The 22851-nt window shown below is 35.9% G+C and carries 20 protein-coding genes; 19 read left to right on the top strand and 1 reads right to left on the bottom strand.

Translation table 11 applies throughout. From position 1 onward, the window contains the following. Positions 1-36: 36 nt before the first annotated feature. The 17 genes from GVN16_RS05915 (at position 37) to rfbD (ending at position 19253) form a co-directional block, all read left to right on the top strand. On the top strand, positions 37-1497 hold the full coding sequence (locus tag GVN16_RS05915; RefSeq protein ID WP_205748791.1) for an MATE family efflux transporter: 1461 nt from the start codon (positions 37-39) through the stop codon (positions 1495-1497). A 19-nt stretch (positions 1498-1516) separates the two neighbouring features. After that, a complete protein-coding gene (locus GVN16_RS05910; RefSeq protein ID WP_166562924.1) occupies positions 1517-2581 on the top strand; it encodes an NAD-dependent epimerase/dehydratase family protein in 1065 nt (354 codons plus the stop codon). 26 nt (positions 2582-2607) lie between these two features. Further along, entirely contained in the window at positions 2608-4347 is a 1740-nt protein-coding gene (locus GVN16_RS05905; RefSeq protein ID WP_166562923.1) for a thiamine pyrophosphate-binding protein, read from the top strand. A 113-nt stretch (positions 4348-4460) separates the two neighbouring features. After that, positions 4461-5597 (top strand): polysaccharide pyruvyl transferase family protein, encoded by a 1137-nt coding sequence (locus tag GVN16_RS05900; protein WP_166562922.1) that lies wholly within the window; start codon positions 4461-4463, stop codon positions 5595-5597. Continuing rightward, complete coding sequence (locus GVN16_RS05895; RefSeq protein WP_166562921.1) at positions 5597-6610, top strand: glycosyltransferase family 2 protein; 1014 nt, start codon at positions 5597-5599, stop codon at positions 6608-6610. Before GVN16_RS05900 ends, GVN16_RS05895 begins: the two co-directional genes overlap by 1 nt. Positions 6611-6677: 67 nt before the next feature. Next, entirely contained in the window at positions 6678-7190 is a 513-nt protein-coding gene (locus tag GVN16_RS05890) for a DapH/DapD/GlmU-related protein (RefSeq protein ID WP_166562920.1), read from the top strand. Positions 7191-7208: 18 nt separating this feature from the next. After that, complete coding sequence (locus GVN16_RS05885; RefSeq protein ID WP_166562919.1) at positions 7209-8207, top strand: glycosyltransferase; 999 nt, start codon at positions 7209-7211, stop codon at positions 8205-8207. Between the two features lies 1 nt (position 8208). Continuing rightward, the gene (locus tag GVN16_RS05880) at positions 8209-9201 is read left to right on the top strand and encodes a glycosyltransferase (protein WP_166562918.1); all 993 of its coding nucleotides are present in this window, start codon (positions 8209-8211) and stop codon (positions 9199-9201) included. Position 9202: 1 nt separating this feature from the next. Then, positions 9203-10363, top strand: coding sequence for an O-antigen ligase family protein (locus tag GVN16_RS05875; protein WP_166562917.1), 1161 nt, complete (start codon positions 9203-9205; stop codon positions 10361-10363). 7 nt (positions 10364-10370) lie between these two features. Next, positions 10371-10862, top strand: coding sequence for a serine O-acetyltransferase (locus tag GVN16_RS26190; protein ID WP_166562916.1), 492 nt, complete (start codon positions 10371-10373; stop codon positions 10860-10862). Between the two features lie 13 nt (positions 10863-10875). Continuing rightward, on the top strand, positions 10876-11958 hold the full coding sequence (locus tag GVN16_RS05865) for a glycosyltransferase family 4 protein (protein ID WP_166562915.1): 1083 nt from the start codon (positions 10876-10878) through the stop codon (positions 11956-11958). Beyond that, complete coding sequence (locus GVN16_RS05860) at positions 11955-12953, top strand: NAD(P)-dependent oxidoreductase (RefSeq protein WP_166562914.1); 999 nt, start codon at positions 11955-11957, stop codon at positions 12951-12953. Before GVN16_RS05865 ends, GVN16_RS05860 begins: the two co-directional genes overlap by 4 nt. Positions 12954-12979: 26 nt before the next feature. After that, complete coding sequence (locus tag GVN16_RS05855) at positions 12980-14764, top strand: right-handed parallel beta-helix repeat-containing protein (RefSeq protein WP_166562913.1); 1785 nt, start codon at positions 12980-12982, stop codon at positions 14762-14764. Between the two features lie 44 nt (positions 14765-14808). Beyond that, positions 14809-15567, top strand: coding sequence for a WecB/TagA/CpsF family glycosyltransferase (locus GVN16_RS05850; protein WP_166562912.1), 759 nt, complete (start codon positions 14809-14811; stop codon positions 15565-15567). 88 nt (positions 15568-15655) lie between these two features. Then, on the top strand, positions 15656-16114 hold the full coding sequence (locus GVN16_RS05845; RefSeq protein ID WP_166562911.1) for a hypothetical protein: 459 nt from the start codon (positions 15656-15658) through the stop codon (positions 16112-16114). 755 nt (positions 16115-16869) lie between these two features. Next, positions 16870-18261, top strand: coding sequence for a nucleotide sugar dehydrogenase (locus GVN16_RS05840; protein WP_205748790.1), 1392 nt, complete (start codon positions 16870-16872; stop codon positions 18259-18261). A 140-nt stretch (positions 18262-18401) separates the two neighbouring features. Then, the gene (gene rfbD, locus GVN16_RS05835; protein ID WP_166562910.1) at positions 18402-19253 is read left to right on the top strand and encodes a dTDP-4-dehydrorhamnose reductase; all 852 of its coding nucleotides are present in this window, start codon (positions 18402-18404) and stop codon (positions 19251-19253) included. 403 nt (positions 19254-19656) lie between these two features. Here rfbD and GVN16_RS05830 read toward each other — a convergent pair whose 3' ends face one another. Further along, on the bottom strand, positions 19657-19983 hold the full coding sequence (locus GVN16_RS05830; RefSeq protein WP_166562909.1) for a GIY-YIG nuclease family protein: 327 nt from the start codon (positions 19981-19983) through the stop codon (positions 19657-19659). Positions 19984-20309: 326 nt separating this feature from the next. On the opposite strand from GVN16_RS05830, the gene GVN16_RS05825 reads away from it, so the two are divergent. Further along, the gene (locus GVN16_RS05825) at positions 20310-20711 is read left to right on the top strand and encodes a VanZ family protein (RefSeq protein WP_166562908.1); all 402 of its coding nucleotides are present in this window, start codon (positions 20310-20312) and stop codon (positions 20709-20711) included. A gap of 1075 nt (positions 20712-21786) precedes the next feature. Continuing rightward, positions 21787-22848: a hypothetical protein gene (locus tag GVN16_RS05820; RefSeq protein WP_166562907.1), complete on the top strand. Its 1062-nt coding sequence runs from the start codon at positions 21787-21789 to the stop codon at positions 22846-22848. Positions 22849-22851 lie beyond the last annotated feature (3 nt).

The raw sequence follows: 22851 nt of genomic DNA, 5'->3' as shown, positions 1-22851 counted from the left end.
AATACTTTATTCTTATATATACGGATGTTTCTGACAATGGCAGTAACTCTGTATACCTATCGGATAGTTTTAAATACACTTGGTGTTGTAGATTACGGGATTTACAATGTGGTTGGGGGGATTGTTACTTTTTTTTCATTTTTTAGCGGAACAATGGCTTCTGCAACTCAGCGTTTTTTTTCTTTTGCTCTAGGGCAAGATAATTTTGAAAAGTTAAAAAAGACATTTACTGTTAACTTGATTATTTATGTCGCAATTGCCATTATTTCTTTAATACTCCTCGAAACTATCGGATTATGGTTTGTAAACGAAAAATTACATGTCCCTTCGGAAAGATTTGAATCCGCACGCCTAATATTCCATTTCTCAGTATTGACGTTTATTTCTACAATTTTTACGACTCCTTTTATGGCAATTATTATTGCACACGAGGATATGAAGATTTATGCATATGTATCTATAGTTGAAACTATTCTGAAATTGGGTTTAGTTTTTTTGTTAGTGTATTTGCCATGGGATAAACTGGAATTGTATGGAATATTGGTTTATATAGTGTCGGTTATTATTGCTTTAACCTATATTTTTATTTGTGTTAGAAAGTATAGAGAATGCCAGTTCCGACAATTTTATTGGGACAAGGGCTTATTGCTTGAAATCGTTGGATTCACAGGGTGGACATTATTTGGTCAAATTACTACAGTCGGTCGTAATCAGGCGGTTACTATTCTGTTGAACCAGGTTTTTAATCCAGTCGTAGTGGCAGCAAGAGCGATAGCGATGAATGTTACGAGTCAAATTAATTTGTTTTCTAATAATTTTAATTTAGGACTTTATCCACCAATAATAAAGTCTTATGCGGCAGACGAAAAAAAGGAAATGTTTTCCCTCATATTAAATGGGTCTAAAATCACTTTTTTCCTGATGTGGGTCTTTGCATTGCCATTGTTTCTTGAAATGGATACAATATTGAAGTTGTGGCTAAAAAACCCACCTCTGGAATCTGTACTATTTACCCGATTAGCTTTAGTCGAAGTGTTAATAAACTCAATAAGCCTACCTATTGTTACCGCTGCTAGAGCACCAGGGAGAATGAAAATTTATGAGATAGTGCTTGGGTCTATCCAGATTGGAATTCTTATTTTATCTTGGATTGTCTTGAAAATAGGAGCTCCAGCATATTCGGTTTTCTTAGTCGCTATAGTGGCAAACCTAATAATGTTTATTGCTCGCTTATTCATTGTCAGAAAACTGATTGAATTTCCTTTAAAGCCATTCTTCATGGGAGTAGTATTCCCTGTTTCTTTGGTAATTTTGTTATCTACAATACCTTCATTCGTAATTCACTGGTATATGGCGAAGGGATTGTTTTTCGTCTTCATGTCTGTAATATCCAGTATGATTTTTGCAAGTACAAGTATGTATTTTATTGGCATGAATAAAGGAGAACAGGAAAAAGTAAGAAGTATTATTATGAAACGATTTTATAAAATGTTTTGAGACATTAGATACTATTGATATGAAAGTCTTAGTTTTAGGAGGTACAGGGGCTATGGGCGTACATCTGATTCAACTCTTGTCCAGCAATGATGTTGACACAGTTGTTACTTCTCGTAGGGATCGTGAATCTGTTGGGAAAACACGTTATGTTAAGGGAGACGCGAATAATATTGATTTTCTTCGGACAATTTTAGAAGAAAATTGGGACGCGATTGTTGACTTTATGGTTTATTCAACACCGGGTTTTAAAGAACGGGTTAATTTGTTGCTAGATGCTACATCTCAATATGTTTTTCTAAGTTCAGCTAGAGTGTATGCGGAATCCCAGCAACCAATAATTGAGACGTCGTCTCGATTACTTGATGTTTCTGAAGATAGAGAATTCCTTTCAACTGATGAGTATTCATTAACAAAAGCTCGACAGGAAGATATTTTAAGAGACTCCGGACGAAAAAATTGGACGATAGTTCGTCCGTATATTACATATAGTGAGAGTCGTCTGCAGCTAGGTGTTTTGGAGAAAGAGGAGTGGCTGTACAGAGCTTTGAACGGTAGGACAATTGTGTTTTCAAAGGACATTAATTCTAAAGAAACAACCTTAACTTATGGGCTTGATGTATCGACTGGAATTAATTCTTTAATTGGTATTTCAAAATCCCTGGGAGAAACATTCCATATAACAACCAAAGATTCACATACTTGGAATTATATTTTAAATATTTATCTGGAAGTATTAGAAGATCATTTGGGATATAAACCAAAAGTACTGTTTCAGGATTTAGATAGGTTTTTAGAATTTAGACCCGCAAAGTATCAGGTAATTTACGACAGGTTTTTTAACAGGAAATTTGATAGTTCTAAAATTGATCATTATGTTAACACAAATAGTTTTACTAGAATAGATGAAGGGTTAAAAAAATGTTTAGAAGAGTTTTTGAAAAACCCGAAGTTTAATGACATAAATTGGAAATCTGAAGCCTTAAAGGATAGGCAAATGGGAGAAAATACTCCATTAAGTGAAATAAAAGGAATCTTACAAAAAATGAAATATTTGACTTTCAGATATTCTTTTTTTTTTAAATAGTCTATAATCTAAAACAAAAGATTTTTATGGAAAAATATTATACGGAGGAAAGGAATGCACAAGTAATTGTTTCACTATTAAAGGAACATGGCATTCGTAAAGTTATAGCCTCTCCCGGAACTACAAATATGGCATTGGTTGTAAGTATGCAAAATGATCCATATTTTGAAATGTATTCATCTGTAGATGAGCGTTCGGCTGCCTATATGGCTTGTGGTTTAGCCGCGGAATCTGGCGAACCTGTAGTGTTGAGTTGTACTGGAGCAACTGCTTCAAGAAACTATTCTCCAGGATTAACAGAAGCTTATTATCGTAAACTTCCAATATTAGCGATTACTTCTACACAAGCTGTTTCAAAAGTGGGGCACCACATCGCTCAAATTATTGATAGAAGCTCGATACCTAACGACGTAGCAAAATTAAGTTTATCCCTTCCAATTATCAAGGATGAAGAAGATCTTTGGGATTGTGAGATAAAAGTGAATCGTGCTATTTTAGAACTTCGGAGGCATGGGGGAGGGCCAGTACATCTTAATCTTCCAACTACTTATAATAAAACATATTCTGTAAAGGAACTTCCCAAGTATAGGGTGATAAATCGTATTACTTTTGGAAATGAGTTCCCTGAATTACCTGAAGGGAAAGTGGGCGTGTTTGTTGGAGCACATTCGACTTGGAGTACAGAACAAACAGATTTACTTGACAGGTTTTGTGCTTCAAATAATGCAGTCGTATTTTGTGATCATTCAAGCGGCTATAAAGGGAAATATAGGGTGGTATACTCTCTTGCAGCTTGTCAGCAAATGTATGATCATTCAAATAACCCTGACATATTGATACATATAGGAGAACTCACGGGTGATTATTATAGTTTGGCAATTACTGGAAAACAAGTATGGAGGGTCAGTGAGGACGGAGAAATACGCGATACTACTAGAAAGTTACGTTACGTATTTGAAATGTCTGAAAAGAATTTTTTTGCACATTATACTAATAATGATAGAAATGATTCAGACAGTTATTTGAAGATTTGCAAAAATCACTTGAATGAGCTTTATAATAAAATTCCTGAACTGCCATTCTCAAACATTTGGATTGCTTCTAAGATTTCTCACAGAATCCCACAAGACTCAACAATACATTTTGGGATTCTTAATAGTTTACGCTCTTGGAATTTCTTCGAAATACCCGGGTCTGTTTTATCGGCATCAAATGTAGGAGGATTTGGAATTGATGGAATTATTTCGTCTTTGATAGGGGCTTCTTTTTCCAATAAAAATAAATTATATTTTGGAGTGCTCGGTGATTTAGCATTTTTCTATGATATGAATGTTCTTGGTAATCGACATGTAGGGAATAATCTCCGTATTTTATTGGTAAATAATGGAACAGGAACGGAATTTAGACAATATCAGCATCTTGGTGCACAATTCGGTGAAGATGCCGATCAATATATAGCTGCCGGAGGGCATTTTGGCAAGAAATCACCTGTGCTTGTGAAGCACTATGCCCAAGATCTTGGGTTTGAATATTTGAGTGCTTCTAATAAAGGCGATTTTGATCAAGTGTTTGAGAGATTTTTAATTTCTGAAGTTACTGAGAAGCCAATTATTTTAGAAGTTTTTACTAATAGTTTAGATGAGAGTGAAGCACTTGAAAAAATAATGAATATTGAGGAAAATATAAAAGGGAAGGTAAAGCAGGTGGCTAAGCAGGTTCTTGGAGAAAACAGTCTCAATATATTGAAAAGGGTTATGGGAAAGTAGTTATTAATTTTGATGCTTTCATATCTTAAAATGCAGTTTCTTTTACGAACGTATTTATATTGTAGAAGTATATCGTAAGAATTTGCCTGTAATAGTTAAAATAATACATACGAATGAAAATAGGAATATTGACATTACCTCTGCATACAAATTATGGGGGAAATATTCAAGCTTACGCTTTGATGACTGTCCTTAAACGGGCTGGTCATGAAGTTTGCCTAATTGACCGACAACTAAATAGGCCACCTAAATGGAAGATGCCGGTATTCTTTTTGAAACGGTTTGTATTAAAGTATCTGTTTGGGAAAAAAGAAACAGAAATATTTCTTGAGGCTAGGAGAAATAGAGAAGATAAAGTCATAAGGGAGAAAACACAACCCTTTATTGAAAAGTATATTTCTCCACAAACCACTCCATTTTATTCATCTTCTAGTTTAAAAAATAAAATTGGTAGTTATAATTTTGATGCAATTATAGTTGGAAGCGATCAGGTTTGGAGGCCAGCATATACACCAAATATTAGTGATTATTTTTTAAGTTTTTGGAATGCTGATAATGTAAGACGAATTTCTTACGCGGCATCATTTGGAACAGATAATTGGGAGTTTTCAGAATTAGAAACTGAAACTTGTCAACAATACCTTAAGAAATTTAATGCAGTTTCGGTTAGAGAGGATATTGGTGTGGATATGTGTAAAAAGTATTTTAGTATTACACCATCACACGTATTAGATCCAACTATGCTCCTAGGGCCTGAAGATTATATAACAGTGATTGACCCGGATAAAACTCATATAAAAAAAGGAATATTAGTTTACGTATTAGATCAATCTTTAGATAAAACCAAGGCTATTGATTTTCTTTCGAACACGTTGAAATTAGATGTTTTTCATACAAACTCTAAGGTTGAAAGCCTTAACGTTGAATTGAAAGATAGAATTGCACCACCTATGGATGGTTGGCTTGCAGGTTTTAGGGACGCAGATTTTGTTATTACAGATTCATTCCATGCTTGTGTCTTCTCGATATTATTTAATAAGCCTTTTTTCGTTTATGGTAATGAGGGGAGAGGAATGGTAAGGTTTCATTCACTACTTAAAATGTTTGGTTTGGAGAATAGATTGATTTCATCTTCAAATCCTCTCGATTATGAGAGAGTCATGGAAAATATTAATTGGAAGAATGTAGAAGTTATATTAAAAGAAAAGCGAATGTTATCAAACAAATTTTTAAATGATAGTTTAACCTAATGGACTCTCCACTTATTTCAATAATTGTACCGGTTTATAAAGTTGAGAACTACATATCAAAATGTATCGATAGTATCCTTTTGCAGACTTATGGGAATTTTGAACTTTTGCTTGTGAATGACGGTAGTCCCGATAGCTCTAGAGAGAAATGTGAAGCATATGCAAAGAGGGACAATAGAATACGTGTAATTAATAAAGTTAATGGGGGAGTAAGCTCTGCAAGGAATTTAGGAATTATTAGTTCAAAAGGCGAATATATATGTTTTGTTGACTCTGATGATTCCATATTGCCGAATTATCTTAAAGAGTTATATCAGGATAATTTGATAGCTGCTCAGCCTTGCCTAGTTATGCATAAATACGTAGTTGAAAATTTGACTTTGGATTTTAATAATAGAGTTCTTATTAACTCTAAAGTGAGTGGTGATGATTTCTTTAAGTTAATCATTAAGGAAAAACTAACCAGATTTTCAGCTCCTTATTCCAAACTATTCAATGCTAAAATTATTAGGGATAATAAAATAGAATTTCCATTAGGTGTACATATGGGAGAGGATGCTATTTTTCTAATGAGGTATTTAGATTTTGTTAATAATTTAATTACTGCTGATAAATGTAATTACTTGATTTTTAGAAGAGAGGATTCTCTAATGCAAACTTTCAATGATTTTGATTCTGAGTTTTTAGGCTTTAATCTATGGAAAGAAAGTTTTTGTAGATTGCAAAAAAAATATGAACATATATCTGACAGCTTAAGTAAGAAAATACTGTGGGAAAATGTAGAGGATCCATTTATCAGATGCGTGCAAAGTGTGTATAAAAGTAAATCAAATCTAACAATAGCAAAGCAAGTAAGTCAGCTTAGTCAAATCTCAAAGGATGATTATGATTTGCTTGCAAAATACTATAAACCATTAGAATTGAAAGGCAAGGTGAGTAAAATCTTACTAAAGTATAGAGCATTTTATTTATATTGTTTGTTGGGAAATATTATCGTAAGATTTCAAAAATGAAATTGTTAACTAGTATTTAATTTATGAAAGCGATTAATATATTTTGGCGAGAAACCCTTATTACCTAATGAAACTGATTTCTGAGATAAAACTGGATATGAAAGCAAATAGAGGAAATCCTAAAGGAAAAATCATTTCTTCTATGTATAGAATTGCTAACTATTACACGACTAATAAAAGAAATAATTTGTTCTTGAGAATAATAGGATATCCATATATTAAACTTTATAGAAGTCTTTTTTATTGGTGGTGGGGGATAGAAATACCTGATAGAGTAAAAATAGGTACAGGCCTTCAGATTTGGCATGGATTTGGGATTGTTATCAATTCAGATGTTCAAGCCGGGGATAATTTGTTACTAAGACACTGTACTACAATAGGGAATAAATTTGATGGATCAAGATGCCCGATTATTGGTAATAATGTTGATATTGGGGCACATACGATAATTATTGGAGATATCATTATTGGAGATAATGTAACTATTGGAGCTGGAAGTGTTGTTACGAAATCTATCCCGCCTGATCATATTGCTTATGGCAACCCAATAAAAATAATACCCAAGAGACTAGATATCTAACTCAACTCATGTTTTGATATGCCTAAAATAAGCGTAGTACTGCCAGTATATAACAGCGAAGAATTTATTCAGGAGGCTGTTACGAGTATTCTTGATCAAACTTATAAAGATTTTATTTTATTCGCCATAAACGATGGGTCCACAGATAAATCTCACGAGATATTGTCGAAAATAAAGGACAAAAGATTAAATGTAATCTCAAACGAAAAGAATATGGGGTTAATTTACTCTTTAAATCTTGGACTTAACTTGTCGAAAGATTTTGAGTATATTGCAAGAATGGATGCTGATGACATCTCCCTATCTGATCGCTTCCGTATTCAGGTCGAATGTTTGGATAATAATAAGAATGTTGGAATTGTGGGGACTTCAATAAACTATTTTGGCGGCGGGTATAAACCAATGGATGTTTTCTTGCCGGAAACTACTGGCAAAATAACTCCGGCTTTTTTATGTAAGAATCCAATTGTTCATCCAACTGTAATGTTAAGGAATAGTTTAATCCAGGATTTGGGACTTAAATACGATTACGATTATCCTAAGTATGAGGATTATAAACTTTGGCTGGACTTAGTCAATGAATGTGATTTTTACAATATTCAAAATATACTTTTATCTTACAGAAGGCATAATGCCAATGTTTCAAATCAGGAAAATTATCAGTTAGAATCTGATTTAATAATGATAGAAAAAATCATTATTTCATATGCTGAGAAAATGAATATTGAATTTTCAAAAGAAGAATTAGAGGTCTTGTCAATAATTACAAGTGTTTATAGGTGGCAGATTAATAAATTTATTCCTCTGGAAATTTTGTACGAAAGTATAAACTCTGTTGTAGATAAACACCCAAAAAATAATGTAGATATAGATTATTTAAGGCATTTATTATGGGAGAGGGGTTTGGTATATTTATTTAAATGTGGGAGAAAAATGGATATTTTGAAACTCATTTCCACAAAGAATTTAGATGTAAGCTATATTAGAATTTTTAATATACATAATAATTGGTTTTAACATGGCTTTTTTAAGTGTAATTCTTCCGGTATATAACGGGGAAAAGTATATTAAGGAATCTGTAATTAGTATTTTAAATCAAACATTTACAGATTTTGAATTATTTGTTATTAATGACGGATCGCAGGATAGTACACTGAACGAATTGTCAGACATATATGATGAAAGATTACAAGTTGTTTCAAATGAAAAAAATATGGGCTTAATATACTCGCTTAATCGAGGTATTACGCTTTCTAAAGGAGCTGATTATATCGCAAGGATGGATGCTGACGATATCTCAATGCCAGATAGGTTTCAGGAACAAATCGATTTTTTGAAAAAGAATCCTTCAGTTGGTGTTGTAGGTTCTGCAATGAAATATTTTTCAGATGATGACAAAAAAGAGAGAATTGTTTTCAGACCTTCTCAAAATAAGCAGATTCTTTCGACATTTATGTTTTACAATCCACTGTTTCATCCTACTGTAATTATTAAGTCGAGTATCTTAGGGGAGAAAGATATTTACCCGTTAAACTTTCCTAAGAATGAGGATCATGCATTTTGGATAGAGTTGACAAGGAAGACGACATTTGCAAATATTAATAAAGTTCTTTTAAAATATAGAAGGCATGACTCCAATGTTACGAACACATATAAAGATAATATTGCTAAGGATTTTCAGGTAAACCAGGAATTATTAAATAGATTTTGTGAAAAATGGGATATTAGACTTCAAGAGAAACAACTAAATACCCTGGGGATAATTTCCTATAAAGAAAGGTTTAAGCTAAAGGATTCGTTTACCGCATCTGAATTATTAGCTGATTTAGAACTAATACTAAAGAAAATTCCAAAAGAATTTGATCTGGAATACTTTAAAAATATATATTGTGACAGATGTATTCAATATTTTTTTCAATTAAGAAAGATAAAGGAATTAATGAATTTTCTTTTAAAGTATAAATACGATAAATTTTTTTTACTAAAATATGCTATTCTAGGAAAACGATAATATGATAGATTTCTTTAAAAAAAACCATGTACTTTTCTTATTTACTATCATTCCTTTAGGATATCTGGTCAGTTATATTCTTGGGAAATTAGGTGCTTCAAGTATAAGCTCTTATTTCTTCCTAGTATCAATTTTATATATTTTGTATACTAATACTTCAAAATGGTCTCTCTATTTATTTTTTTTCCTTTTTGCTTATTTAGCGTTTAATCTAGTTTTCTTTAATGAAAAACTAACTTCGAGTGCACGGGAAATTACCCCCTTTATCTTGTATTTAGCTACTTTGTATTGTTCTAAAGATTTAATTAGAAATCTTTCTAAAGTTTCTCAGAATGACCTGTTTATTTTTTTTAAATACTTTACTGTTCTTTTTGTAGGTTGTTTTATAGTAACTGCTGCTATTGAAGGTAAGGCTGTTTATTCAAGTTTTGAAGGAACTGATAGATTCTATTATAATGGATTTGTGATATCTCATCAATTCAGTTATTTTACCATTTTATTAGCTTTCATTTTTCTGAAATTCAAAAAATATTTATGGGTGATTCTTTTAATTACCATGTCACTTATTGTCGGGAATCGAATTTCATACTTAGCATTAGCGGCATCATTTATCATTTACTTGGAGGGAAATAATAACATAGTAATAAGAGCTTCTATTAAAAGAGCATCTCTTTTTGTTTTTTTCTTGCTTCTTTCTATGATTTTCTATTATACTTTTTTGGAACCCATTTTTAATTGGAACAATGTTTCCAATGTTTTAATGGATCAAGATTATAGAAACTTTACATCAGGAAGGAGCTTGTTCTGGTATAATGGATTGAGTGAGATTAATAAAAATCCGGTACTTAGTTTTAAGTTTATTTTAGGACAAGGGCCAGACTCTGTAGAAATATTGGCAAATAAATTGTATGGACAATACTACTGGATGCATAATGATTTTATGCAGGTTTACTTTTGCTACGGGTTGGTAGGGATGGCCTTATATTTACACGCCTTGTATTTCTTTTCTAAAGTTTCCAAATCAAGAAGTATCTTTTGGTTCATTTTGATTACTGCTATGCTAAATGGGTTTTACACATATGGAGCATTGCAATTAATTATTATGTTAATCATTATTTATAAGTTAAATGTGAAATATATACCTATTAAGAATAAAATTTAAGTTTATAATGATTTTTCAAGATTGGGAAAGAAACCGGAGTAATATCAAGGGACGTCTAGTCTTATTTTCTTTTCGTTTAGCAACAATTGCAACAAAAAATAGATTTATTTTTATCCTTTTTATCCCATATCTGGTTTTGTATAGAATTTTGGTTGAGTGGGTATTGGGAGTTGAACTACCTTATAAAACTAAAGTCGGTAAGGGGCTCATAATTCATCATGGTCACGCTTTAGTAGTAAATGACTCAACAAGAATCGGAGATAATTGCACCTTACGACATAGTACTACCATAGGTAATAAGCAGCTGGATGACGATAAGTTTACAAAAAGCCCTGAAATTGGTAACAATGTAGATGTTGGCTCTAATGTATGCATTATTGGGCCAATAAAGGTAGGAAATAATGTCAAAATAGGAGCTGGATCTGTTGTCACTAAAGATATTCCGCCAAATTCTGTTGTGGTTGGAAATCCTGCAAGAGTTATAAAAACTATTTCATAGAAAAATACATCAAATGCGTTTATTGATAATAGGTCAGACTCCTCCACCTTATGGAGGACAAATTATTCATATAGGAAAAATAGTTTCTTTATTGAATGAGGAAAAGCTGGATTTCAAACTGGTAAGAATGAATTTCAGCGAAGAAATGGATGAAACTGGGAAATTTAGTTTAAAGAAAGTATGGAAGCTAATAGTTCTACAATTCGTAATACTTAAGAATGTTATTTTCTATAGACCAGACTTTGTCTACTACCCCCCATCAGGATGTGAGAAAGTTCCGGTTTATCGTGATATCTTAATGTTGTTTTTTATCAGACTTTTCAAAATAAAAACTATTTTTCATTTTCATGCAGGGGGCATTTCAGAGTTGTATGATTCTTTAAATCCGGTTATAAAAAAGGCATTCAAATATGCCTTCTTCAATCCGGAACACTCAATATGTATGAGTCAGACTGGGTTGAAAGATCCAATTTTCCTAGAAAGTAAACAGAATACAATAATACCCTATGGTGTAGAAGATATTAGCAAGCAAGCAAAAAAGACAAGAAGTAAGATTTTTCAAGTTCTTTTTGTTGGTGTATGCCGAGAATCAAAGGGTATTTTAGATTTTATCGAAATAATTAAAGTTGCAAATTCTGTTGATAAAAGAGTTATTGGTAGAATTGTTGGGAAGGCTTTTTCTATGAAAGAAGAGACCGCGATTAAAGAAGCTGTTAATTTGGGAATTGTTATTTATGATGGCGTAAAGATCGGTGATGAGAAACGGAAAATATTTTGTGAATCAGATGTGTTTTTATTTCCTACATTCTTCGAACACGAGAACTTCCCGACAGTTAATTTAGAAGCATTTTCGGCTGGTTTGCCTGTTGTTTCTACAAATTGGCGAGGGGTTTTGAATCAAATATCAAACGGAAGAAATGGATATCGATATGATGTTCATGATATTCAAGGAATGAGTGATGCAATACTGAAACTCTTAAATGATGAAGAGTTGTATGCTGAGCTATCTAGAAATGCAAGGCAGGATTATGAGGCATACTATTCTGATGAAACTTTTAAAAAAAATATCTTAAACTTTTTTAACTCTTTGAAATGAAATCATTTTTGATAACCGGAGGTTCAGGTTTTATAGGTACTAACTTAATAGATTTATTGATTACTAGCGGATACAAAGAGATAATCAATTTTGATAAGGCTTCCCCAGTCAAACCAGATCATGCTAAATTTTGGTACGAAGGTAATATAATGGAAATAAGTGGTCTTAAGAGTGCTTTTCGGGAATATAATCCAGATGTGGTTATTCATTTAGCTGCTAGAACAGATACCTTAAGTGATAAACTGGAAGATTATGTAGAAAATCATATTGGTACGAAAAATCTATTAGAAGTAATAAAAGAAACTAAATCTGTAAAACAGGCAATTATTACTTCAACTCAGTATGTTTACAAATCAGACGAAAATGTTTTCCCTTCCAACGAAGTTGATTTTTCACCGCACACTATTTACGGACAAAGTAAGGTATTAACAGAAACATATACCAGAGAAGCTAATCTGGAGTGTGACTTTACTATTGTAAGACCAACCAATATTTGGGGGCCTTGGCATATGAGATATCCAATTGAACTATGGAAAGTCATTGATAAAGGTATTTATTTCCATCCTGTTAAGCATGAAGTAATTAGGACATATGGTTATGTTGGAAATACGGTTTACCAAATTTTAAAAATTCTAGAATCTCCTTCGGAATTAACTAATAAAAAAGTATTTTATCTAGGAGACGCCCCGATAGATTCTTATTTGTGGTTGAACGAGTTGTCCTTGGGGTTAACTGATAAAAAGATTAAAAGGTTACCTAAGTTTATTTTTAAGACTGCAGCTCTTTGTGGTGATTTTTTGAGATTACTTAAAATACCTTTTCCTTTATATTCAAAGAGATTTAATAACATGATTGAAGACTACCCTGCTCCTACAGATGTTACCATAGGGTTGTTTGGTCAGGCCGACTCTAATTTGAGGAATAATGTTAAAGAGACTATTTTGTGGCTGAAAGGAGAGGGGAAAGGCTATTTCGAATATTGGAAGAATAAGTGAGGCATCTCAAAATATATATACTGTCTTTGTTTTTTTTTGATTTGTACGGTCAGAATAATGCGGTGTTTTATGTATCTGTTAATTCACCTGATGGGGGAAATGGAACATTTAAGAAGCCATTTAATAATTTGGTAGATGCTCAAAAAGCCGTTAACAGTCGGAAAAGTAAAGATTATAATATAAAGGTTGTTTTAAGAAGAGGTATATATGAGCTGACAAAACCATTGATTTTTGCTCCTAATGATGGTGGAGATTCTTTGTATGGGGTTGAGTACATAGCATATAGAAATGAAAGAGTAACCATTAGTGGAGGAAAAAAATTATCAGGAGTATGGGAAAGAACAGAAAAAGAAAATGTTTGGAAACTGAAAATCCATAAATTCTCTAAGGAAAAGGATATTTTTAGATCCTTATTCCTGGATCATAAACGTTTGCAGAGAGCAACATCTGACACTTTGTTTAGTGAGGGGCCAATACCTGAATATGCAGGACTTTATAAAGTGTGGGATTTTAAGGCAATAAAGAAATTGGCAAAAGATTCAATAGATGTTTTTTGCGGATTTGCTTATGAGAGGGGAACATTAGACAAGCTAAAGAATATAAGTTCTGCGGAGGTTATCGTGTATAATAGCTGGGAAGCATCTTGGCACAAGCTTTGGAATATTGACAGAGATAAACATATTTTGTATTTTAAAAACCCATTAACTTATCCCGTTGGTTTCTTCCATCCTAGAGTTAGATATAGAATTGAAAATTCTTTAGATTATTTGGATAAGCCTGATGAATGGGTGTTGGATTATAATACTGGGGAACTTTTGTACTATGCCCCTTCTAAACTAAATCCAAATAATTTGACTTTTACGATCCCTGTTTTAGAATCATTGATTACGCTTAATGGGAATTCAGAAAAAAAACAATTTGTAACTAATATTAAGTTTACAAACATAAACTTTAGTTATTCATCATCAGCATGGGGAATTAATAAAGTTGAACTTGATCATGGAAGTGAAATTTTTCGAAAGTTTCCACACTTAGATTTGAAGCAAGGTTTTTCGTCTGTTCAGGCATCTTTAGATTGTGGACCAGCAATATTACTTCGTTGGGCAAAGAATTGTTCTTTTGTAAATTGTTCATTTGAACATTTAGGAAACTACGCAATCTGGATAGCATCTTTCTCATCTGACAACGCTATCGTTAATTGCAGATTTAATGATATTGGAGGAGGTGGCATTATAATTGGATTTGATATACCAGGAGGAAAACGAACAGACTTTCCAGAAGAAAAATCCCCATCTTATAACAAAATCATCAATTGTCAAATTTCTAATTGCGGTGTGATTTTCCCTTCCGGTGTTGGGATTGGTATTATGCAGGCTAATCATTGTTTGATCAAAGAAAATAAAATTTTCAATCTTCCATATACTGGAATTAGTGTAGGTTGGACTTATAATTTTGAAGAAAACTATACAAATTATAATTTAATTGAAGATAATCACATTTATAGCGTAATGAGGACACTAGCTGATGGTGGAGGAATTTACACGTTGGGTAAGCAAACAGGTAGCATCTATAGGGGTAATTATATTGAAAATATATATAAGTCGAAGAATGCCATAGGCTCAAATAATAATGGGTTCTTTTTTGACGAAGGTTCTTCTGGGTTCTTAGTAGATAAGAATGTTGTTTTAAATATTCAGAATCAGGATATAAGATACAATAACACAGATTCTACTAAAATTAAATTTGGCCTCAATTATTTTCAAAAAAAAGGAGATAATAAGGACTTTTTAAAAGTCAAGAATAGAAAATAAGAGTAATAGTTTTATTGTATGTATAATTGTTTTAGGTTAGTTGTATGAGAAAGAATTTTCTTAATTTACAGATATCTTTAGGTTCTTATGATGATATTTTAAATGAGATCATAAGTTTAGCTAAATTTAAAACATCCTCTTATGTCTGTGTGGCCAATGTTCATATGCTTGTCGAAACTCATCTTAATAGTGAGTTTTTAGACGTTGTTAATAACTCTGAGATTTGTACAACAGATGGTATGCCATTAGTAAAAGGCTTGAAATTTCTTTACAATTTGAATCAAGAAAGAGTTGCAGGAATGGATTTGTTACCTGATTTATTGGCAAAATCAGAATCAAAAAATATACCTGTTTATTTTTACGGTGGTACTCAGGAAATGTTAGATAAGACCAAAATCTATTGTGAATCTTCTTATCCTGATTTGATCATTTCCGGACTTTGGAGTCCGCCGTTTAGGGCACTGACAATAGATGAAGAACAAGAAATTATTGATAAAATAAATGATAGTAAAGCTAAGTTTGTCTTTGTTGCATTAGGGTGCCCGAAACAAGAAAAATGGATGGCGTCAATGCAGGGCCGAATTAATGCTTGTATGATTGGTATAGGCGGAGCTTTACCAGTTATGATTGGTATGCAAAAAAGAGCTCCTTTATGGATGCAGAAGGCGAGTTTGGAGTGGCTATACCGTCTGATGCAGGAACCGAAAAGATTATTTAAAAGGTATGCTGTTACCAACTCTATTTTTATTTATCTTTTATTTAAACAATGGGCAAGGCAGGGATTCAGACCAGCTAGAGATTGAATTATAATTTCTTGGGGAAAATATGTGACTAAAACGTGTTGGTGTCGTCTTAATATTGAATTTATTTTTAATACTAAACCAAATCAACATGAGTAAAACGTTAGTCAACGCTTCCCTATCCGAAGCTGACAAAAATGAAATCCTCACCAAACTGGGTGAAATCACCGCTAAACTTCCTTTCCTTGTTGAGCTGACCCGCTCTGAAAGACAAAAAGTGAGAAAAATCGGGCATAAAGAAGGTTATGTGGGAGATTGCCTGAGAATCGCCAAATCGTTTCCCAATATCTTACCTCCGACCGTGGAAGTGGCAAAGCTGGAAAGGGATTTTCAGTTAATGAACACAATTAACGATATTATGGTGATCGTCAAAGGGCTGGCAGACAGGCTTGAGGATACCCGGATGATGGCCGGATCTAACGCAATGGTAGAATCCGACTCGATTTATGGGTATCTGAAGCAGGGAGTCAGGAAGGATGCGGGTCTTAAAGTGCAGATGGAACAAATGGCTCTGCATCATAAGAAGGAGCGGAAGAAGGTCTCGGAATAATCAACACAAGCAGAAAATTTTAATACTCCACTTATCTCAATGAGTGGAGTATTTTTATTCTAATTCTCCAATGTACCATTAAGGTTTTCAGGACATTAAGAAATAAACGGATCATTTCTGACCATTGCAATTTATCATATGAAGCTATATGTATAAGTTTGAAAACCTGTAAATATAGGTTCTAGAGGGTATAATTATAGGTTCGGAAGGTCTTCTTATAGGTTCCAGAGGGTATAATTATAGGTTCGGAAGGTCTTCTTATAGGTTCTAGAGGGTATAATTATAGGTTCGGAAGGTCTTCTTATAGGTTCTAGGGGGTATAATTACAGGTTCGAAAGGTCTTCTTATAGGTTCTAGAGGGTATAATTATAGGTTCGGAAGGTCTTCTTATAGGTTCTAGGGGGTATAAATATAGGTTCGGAAGGTCTTCTTATAGGTTCTATGGGGTATAATTATAGGTTCGGAAGGTCTTCTTATAGGTTCTATGGGGTATAATTATAGGTTCGGAAGGTCTTCTTATAGGTTCTAGAGGGTATAATTATAGGTTCAGGAAGTTTTGCATGTTGAGTAACAGGTTCTCGTCTCCCGAAGGATCGGGACAGGTTATCCCGAGGTGCTGGACAGGCTGCTCGAACTGACAATGGACTCGACCTGACACAGGTGAATTAAATAAAATGTATTATCTTGGGCTTTTGGTAGGAAAGTTGTGGTAAAAGTAACATGAAATTAAAGTACCTCTTATAAGTATTAAAAATATGTCTGTAAAATCAATCTGTTGTATAGGGGCCGGTTATGTGGGTGGCCCGACCATGTCTGTGATCGCTTTAAAAAACCCGGGAATCAAGGTGACGGTAGTGGACCTGAACCAGGCCCGTATCAATGCCTGGAATGATCCGGATACGGATAAAATACCTGTCTATGAGCCCGGACTGGGTGAAGTAGTGGGCGAGGCCCGTGGACGTAACCTGTTTTTTTCTACAGAAGTAGATCAGGCCATTGCGGATGCTGATATGATCTTTATTTCGGTGAATACGCCGACCAAAACCTATGGGGAAGGCAAAGGGCAGGCAGCAGACCTGAAGTGGATTGAGTTGTGTGCCAGGCAGATCGCCAGGGTTTCTCAAACAGATAAGATCATTGTAGAAAAATCGACGCTGCCGGTGCGTACGGCCAGTACCTTGAAAGATATTTTATCGAATACCGGTAACGGGGTTAATTTCCAGATTTTATCGAACCCGGAGTTCCTGGCAGAGGGCACGGCGGTGGAAGACCTGATGGCTCCTGACCGTGTGCTGATCGGGGGTGATGATACGCCGGAAGGTAAAAAGGCGATAGAGGCTCTGGTGAATGTTTACGGGGCCTGGGTGCCGCGTGAACGCATCCTGACCACCAATATCTGGTCTTCTGAATTATCAAAACTGACGGCTAATGCTTTCCTTGCACAAAGGGTATCTTCTATCAATGCCTTGTCGGAGTTATGTGAGCATACAGAGGCGGACATTGACGAGGTGTCAAGGGCCATCGGGGCAGACAGCCGTATCGGGCCTAAGTTCTTAAAGGCTTCGGTAGGTTTTGGGGGCTCATGTTTTCAAAAAGACATCCTGAACCTCGTGTACATTGCCCGCACTTACGGACTGGAGGATGTGGCGGATTACTGGGAGCAGGTCATCATCATGAATGACCACCAGAAAAGGCGTTTTGCCAAGAAAATCATCAAGGCTTTATACAATACCGTAAACGATAAAAAGATTGCTTTCCTGGGTTGGGCGTTTAAAAAAGACACCAACGATACCCGTGAATCGGCAGCGATATATGTGGCTGATCATCTCTTGTTTGAGCAGGCGGCTGTGGCGGTTTATGATCCTAAAGTAGGGGCACAGCAGGTGTATGCAGACCTGGATTACCTGAACACGCGTAGCAGTGAGGAGAATGAGAAATTACTGACCGTGGGCACTGATCCTTATGAAGTAACCAAGGGGGCTCATGCGATAGCTGTGTTAACGGAATGGGATGAATTTAAGACCTATGACTGGCAGCGGATCTATGATCAGATGCTTAAACCGGCTCACGTCTTTGATGGCAGGAATTTATTGAATGCAGCGGCCTTAACAGAGATAGGATTCAGGGTACATCAGATTGGAAAATAGTTCTATATATAATACCATTAAGGGATTAAGAGCATTAAGGACGGACCATTAAGACTTAATGATCTCTTAATGTCCTCAATGCCTTAATGCCTGCCCGACGTGACCGACAGGTCGGGCGGGGTTAGAAAAAAAAGCAAAATATGAAGATATTGGTATTGGGAGCCTCGGGGCAGTTGGGGCATTGTCTGAAGAAAGTCGCTGAAGAAAGGAATTTTGAAGGGATGATTTACCCGGACGAGAAAGAAGCCAATATCCTGGATAAGGAGCTGCTGGAGAAATTGTTTGCCAGGGAGCAACCTGATTTTGTGATCAATTGTGCTGCTTATACGGCCGTGGATAAGGCAGAAGATGAGGTGGATCTTTGCCGCAGGGTCAATGCCGAAGGGGCTGAGAACGTGGCTAAGGCCTGTGCAGCCCACGGAGCGGCTTTGGTGCATGTGTCTACAGATTTTATTTTTAAGGGAGATGTGACAGGCGTGTTGTCGGAGGATGATCCGGCAGAGCCGGTCAATATATATGGACTGACCAAGCTGGAAGGCGAGGCGGCCGTGATAGGGGCTTTAGACAAGCATTTTATTCTGCGTACGAGCTGGTTGTATTCTGAATACGGTAACAACTTCGTGAAGACGATGCTGCGACTGGGCAAGGAAAGGGATGAGCTGGGGGTGATTGTGGACCAGGTGGGTACGCCTACCTACGCCATCGACCTGGCCGGTGCTATCCTGGATATTATACAGTCGGGGGAGGCTCACTATGGCGTGTATCACTACAGCAATGAGGGGGTGGCCTCGTGGTTTGACTTTGCGAGGGCGGTATTTGATATCAGCAGCACAGAAGTGAAACTTAAACCGGTGAAGACGTCTGAGTATGTGACCAAAGCGGTACGTCCGGCGTATTCAGTGATGGATAAATCAAAGATTAAATCAACTTTCGGGATTCATGTGCCGTATTGGAGGGAGAGCCTGGAGGTTTGTATCGGAAGGCTCAACTAATTTTGTCACTTCGAGCCCGCCCGATGAATCAGGCCGGACAGGCGTAGTCGGGAGGCTGAAGTTTTGTCACTTCGAGCGTAGTCGAGAAGTTAAAGCATAGATGTTACTTTTTTAGCAGAATTATTTGCACAAATATTGTGCATGTTTTGTAGCGGTTCTCGTCTACGCTCGAACTGACAGTTGCGGGCTCGAACTGACATGTAATCTGTCACCTCGAGCGTAGTCGAGAGGCTGATGCTCAATGTTACTCTTTCAGCAGAATTATTTGCACAAACATTGTGCATGTATTGTAACGGTTCTCGTCAGCTACGCTGGCAAACTTCGAACTTGCGTTCTCATTTGTGCTCGAACTGTTCTCGTCTACGCTCGAATTGACAAGGTAAGCTGCTCGAACTGACAGGGTTCATGTGTCTTTGTAGTAATTTTTGTAGTGGGTATCATTTTTACATTCTGATAATTGTTTTAACTTATTCCAGGCACTATCGATGAGAGCTTTTTTCTTTTTAGCGGACCATTTCTTTAGTTTTCTCTCAAAAGCAATGGCATCATAAACCATCGTAAATTCTGCACAAAATTGCAGCTCTACAGGCCTCCTTTTGAAGGTATATGAATTGGGGAAGTGACCTTCCTGATGCTGAATAAGCCTTTGCTCAAGGAAACTCGACAGACCAACATAGTAAGTATTATCGCTGCAAAGCAGAATATAGACGGAATAGGATTTAGTAAACATAAGCTGAGTGTTTTGATGTGAGATTTTCGGTTAAAGTTAATTGATTTTTTTTGAACATTTATGTCACTTCGAGCTGCCTGTCCCGACACTTCGGGAGAGTCGAGAGGCTGAAGTTTTGTCACTTCGAGCCCGCCCGATGAATCAGGTCGGACAGGCGTATTCGAGAAGTTGAAGCACGGATGTTGCTTTTTTAGCATATCTTTTTACCCAATGTTTTACATGTAAATTAACGGTTCTCGTCTACGCTCGAACTGACAGGACAGAGCAATTCGAACTGACATGAGGATTGTCACTTCGAGCGTAGTCGAGAAGTTAATAATTTTTCGATGTTAAGAATCTTCCTGATATTCCTTGCTTTTTTATTGGTCTTGAGTGTGTTTTACTTCAGCTGGATTGCTTATCCGGACTTGCGGGAGGCGTGGTTTTTGCCGGGGTGGGTGATGGACTGGGCGAATGAGTCCCGGAACGGAGACCTGCGGACGGCAGTGCCGTTTTTCCTATTGGGGATTGTGTTTGAGCTGTTGATGAAGAAAAGCAATAACTGGATGAGGCGGCTGGGGTTCTGGTTTTTGCTGTTTGTCCTGGTCGTCGTCGTCGAAGTCGGGCAGCTGCGGTTGCCGCACCGGCATTTTTCCTACACGGATATTTTCTGGGGCGTAGCCGGCACCACTGCGGGGATGTTGATTGGTGGTTTTCTTAATTTCTTATTCACGCCTGAAGGGGAATGATTTTGCACCGCTTTTCACCCCGCCCGGCCCTTCTGGCGGTCACGTCGGGCAGGCATTAAGGAGTTAAGAGCATTAAGAAGAACATTAAGACATACTACTACCTTAATGCCTGCTCGACGTTAGAGGAGTAGTCACTTTTTTCAAGAACAGTTAAGAAAAAGTGCGGGCGAATAAATAACGTCCTAAGTAATAAAATATCCAAGCCAAAAATTCTCTGTTTGAGTAAAGCTGAAAATCAACGAATTCTTCTTTCAAATCAAGAGATTTTCAGATTTACGAGTTAGAATTTTTAATGTTTTTTGTTACTTTTTTCAAAAAAAGTAAAAGCGAAGAAAAAGTAAGGCTAAGAAATGGAATATCGTCAATAAACTCACTCGAAGAATATTATTTAACCCAATTATATTGATCAACTTCAAAAAATCAGTAAAAATAAAAAATAGATGTATCAACTGGCTTGAACCTCTATCGTATTGAACCATCTCGATGAATCAGGTCTGACAGGCGACAGGATGATACACTGATGTTACTTTTTCAGCAGAATTATTTGCACAAACATTAGTGCATGTTTTGTAGCGGTTCCCGACGGGCCTGCCCGACCTGGTGTAACAAGCCGGGCGGGCTCGAACTGACAAGCACATAAGAAAAATACAAAAAAATCTAGCTTTTCATCTGGATGTCAGGAGGATGGCATTGGATTTGCGGAAGATGGTGAGGGTAGTGGCAGAAAGTATAGGGAGCGGGGTGGTTTCAGGACAAAAAGATGGATAAACCCTTGATTGTATTTCATTTATATTTTTTTGTTATTTTAGAAGAATCTTAAATTTTCTTGCTACCGATTAATAAATTTTTGAAATTAAATTTGGTTATCTTCACATTAAGCGATAGTTTAGAGCAAAATTAAGGTCAGAATAGATATTCGAAAAGTTTCAATTTTTTAATATCACAGTCTTAATTCCTTAGCATGAAAACACTATTTTTGTTGACGGATTTATAGCCATAAAATTCTTATTTTAATACCTTTTAAAATATACTCACTTAATACATTTCTTACAAGAACTTAAATTTAAAAAAAACGATGAAAACAAGTAATTCTTTTATGAAGGCTTTGAGCCTGGGTTTGGCTATGTGCCTGGTCGTAGGTCTGTACAATTGTAAACCCAAAGAAACTGAACCGGAGATTCCTGATTTTGAAGAAGGATACAAAGACGTTAAACCTCTTCCTGCCATCACTCCTTCAACCCCTGCCGCAGTAACGACTACTCCTGCTTCTGTTACAGCTTCTGCTGCTGCCTCTGCTGCCAGTTCTGGTTTAGCATCTGGTAGCTTAACTGCTGCGGTGACTTCAACTGCCGCAGATGTGGCTAAAGTTGTTTCAGCAGAAAAGGCTGAAACTATTGCCAGTGCATTTACCCCAAATGTGGTTTCTACTCTTCAAAGTGGTGGTGCATTACCAGCTTCATTGAAAGCTGAGATTGATGCTTTAAAAGGTAATGCTGCTTTGGCCGCTTACTTACCAAGTGTCACCTTGCCAACTGTTAATGGAGCACCGGTCTCTCTTTTGATCGAAAAAGAATCTAAGGAAAACTCGGAGTCCCTTCCGTTATCATACCCGTCATTCTCAGTAGCAGGAACTGCTTCTGAATGTACAGATCAGGCATCTGCGGCTTATGAGTCCGCTAAGAAAATTTTGGATGATTCAAAAACAGCCTTGGAAAAAACTGTAAATGATACTTATAATTCCGCTTCAGCTGCAATTAGTAGTGCAACTTGTAAGACCTCTGTGACTGCTAACTTTACGGCGGGAGCCACTGCCGCTAAAGCTGCTTTAGATGCTTCTTTATCTGGTATCCAAAAATTGGTCACTGATAAGACCATTACTGCAACTCAAGGTAGTCTTTTGACTTTGTTTGCTTATTTTGATTATTCTGTAAAAATTGGAGCTCTGGTAACTACAGCCACTGCTTCAACTAAAGCTTGTGATACTGAGGCTGCTGCCAGAATTGCTGCTTTGAAGGCGGTTCAAACAACTGATTTGGGTAAAATTAAAACCTCCTATGATGCTGCTTTGGCCCCACTTAAGGTAATACTTGAAGCTAACTTTAAGTTGTGTCATGACCAAGGTCAAGGAGGAAACTAATCT

It is taken from the genome of Emticicia sp. CRIBPO (genome assembly GCF_009905725.1).
GTDB lineage: Bacteria > Bacteroidota > Bacteroidia > Cytophagales > Spirosomataceae > Leadbetterella.
The sequence above is the reverse complement of the archived record's forward strand: the minus strand, read 5'-3'. Positions and strand labels throughout refer to the sequence as shown.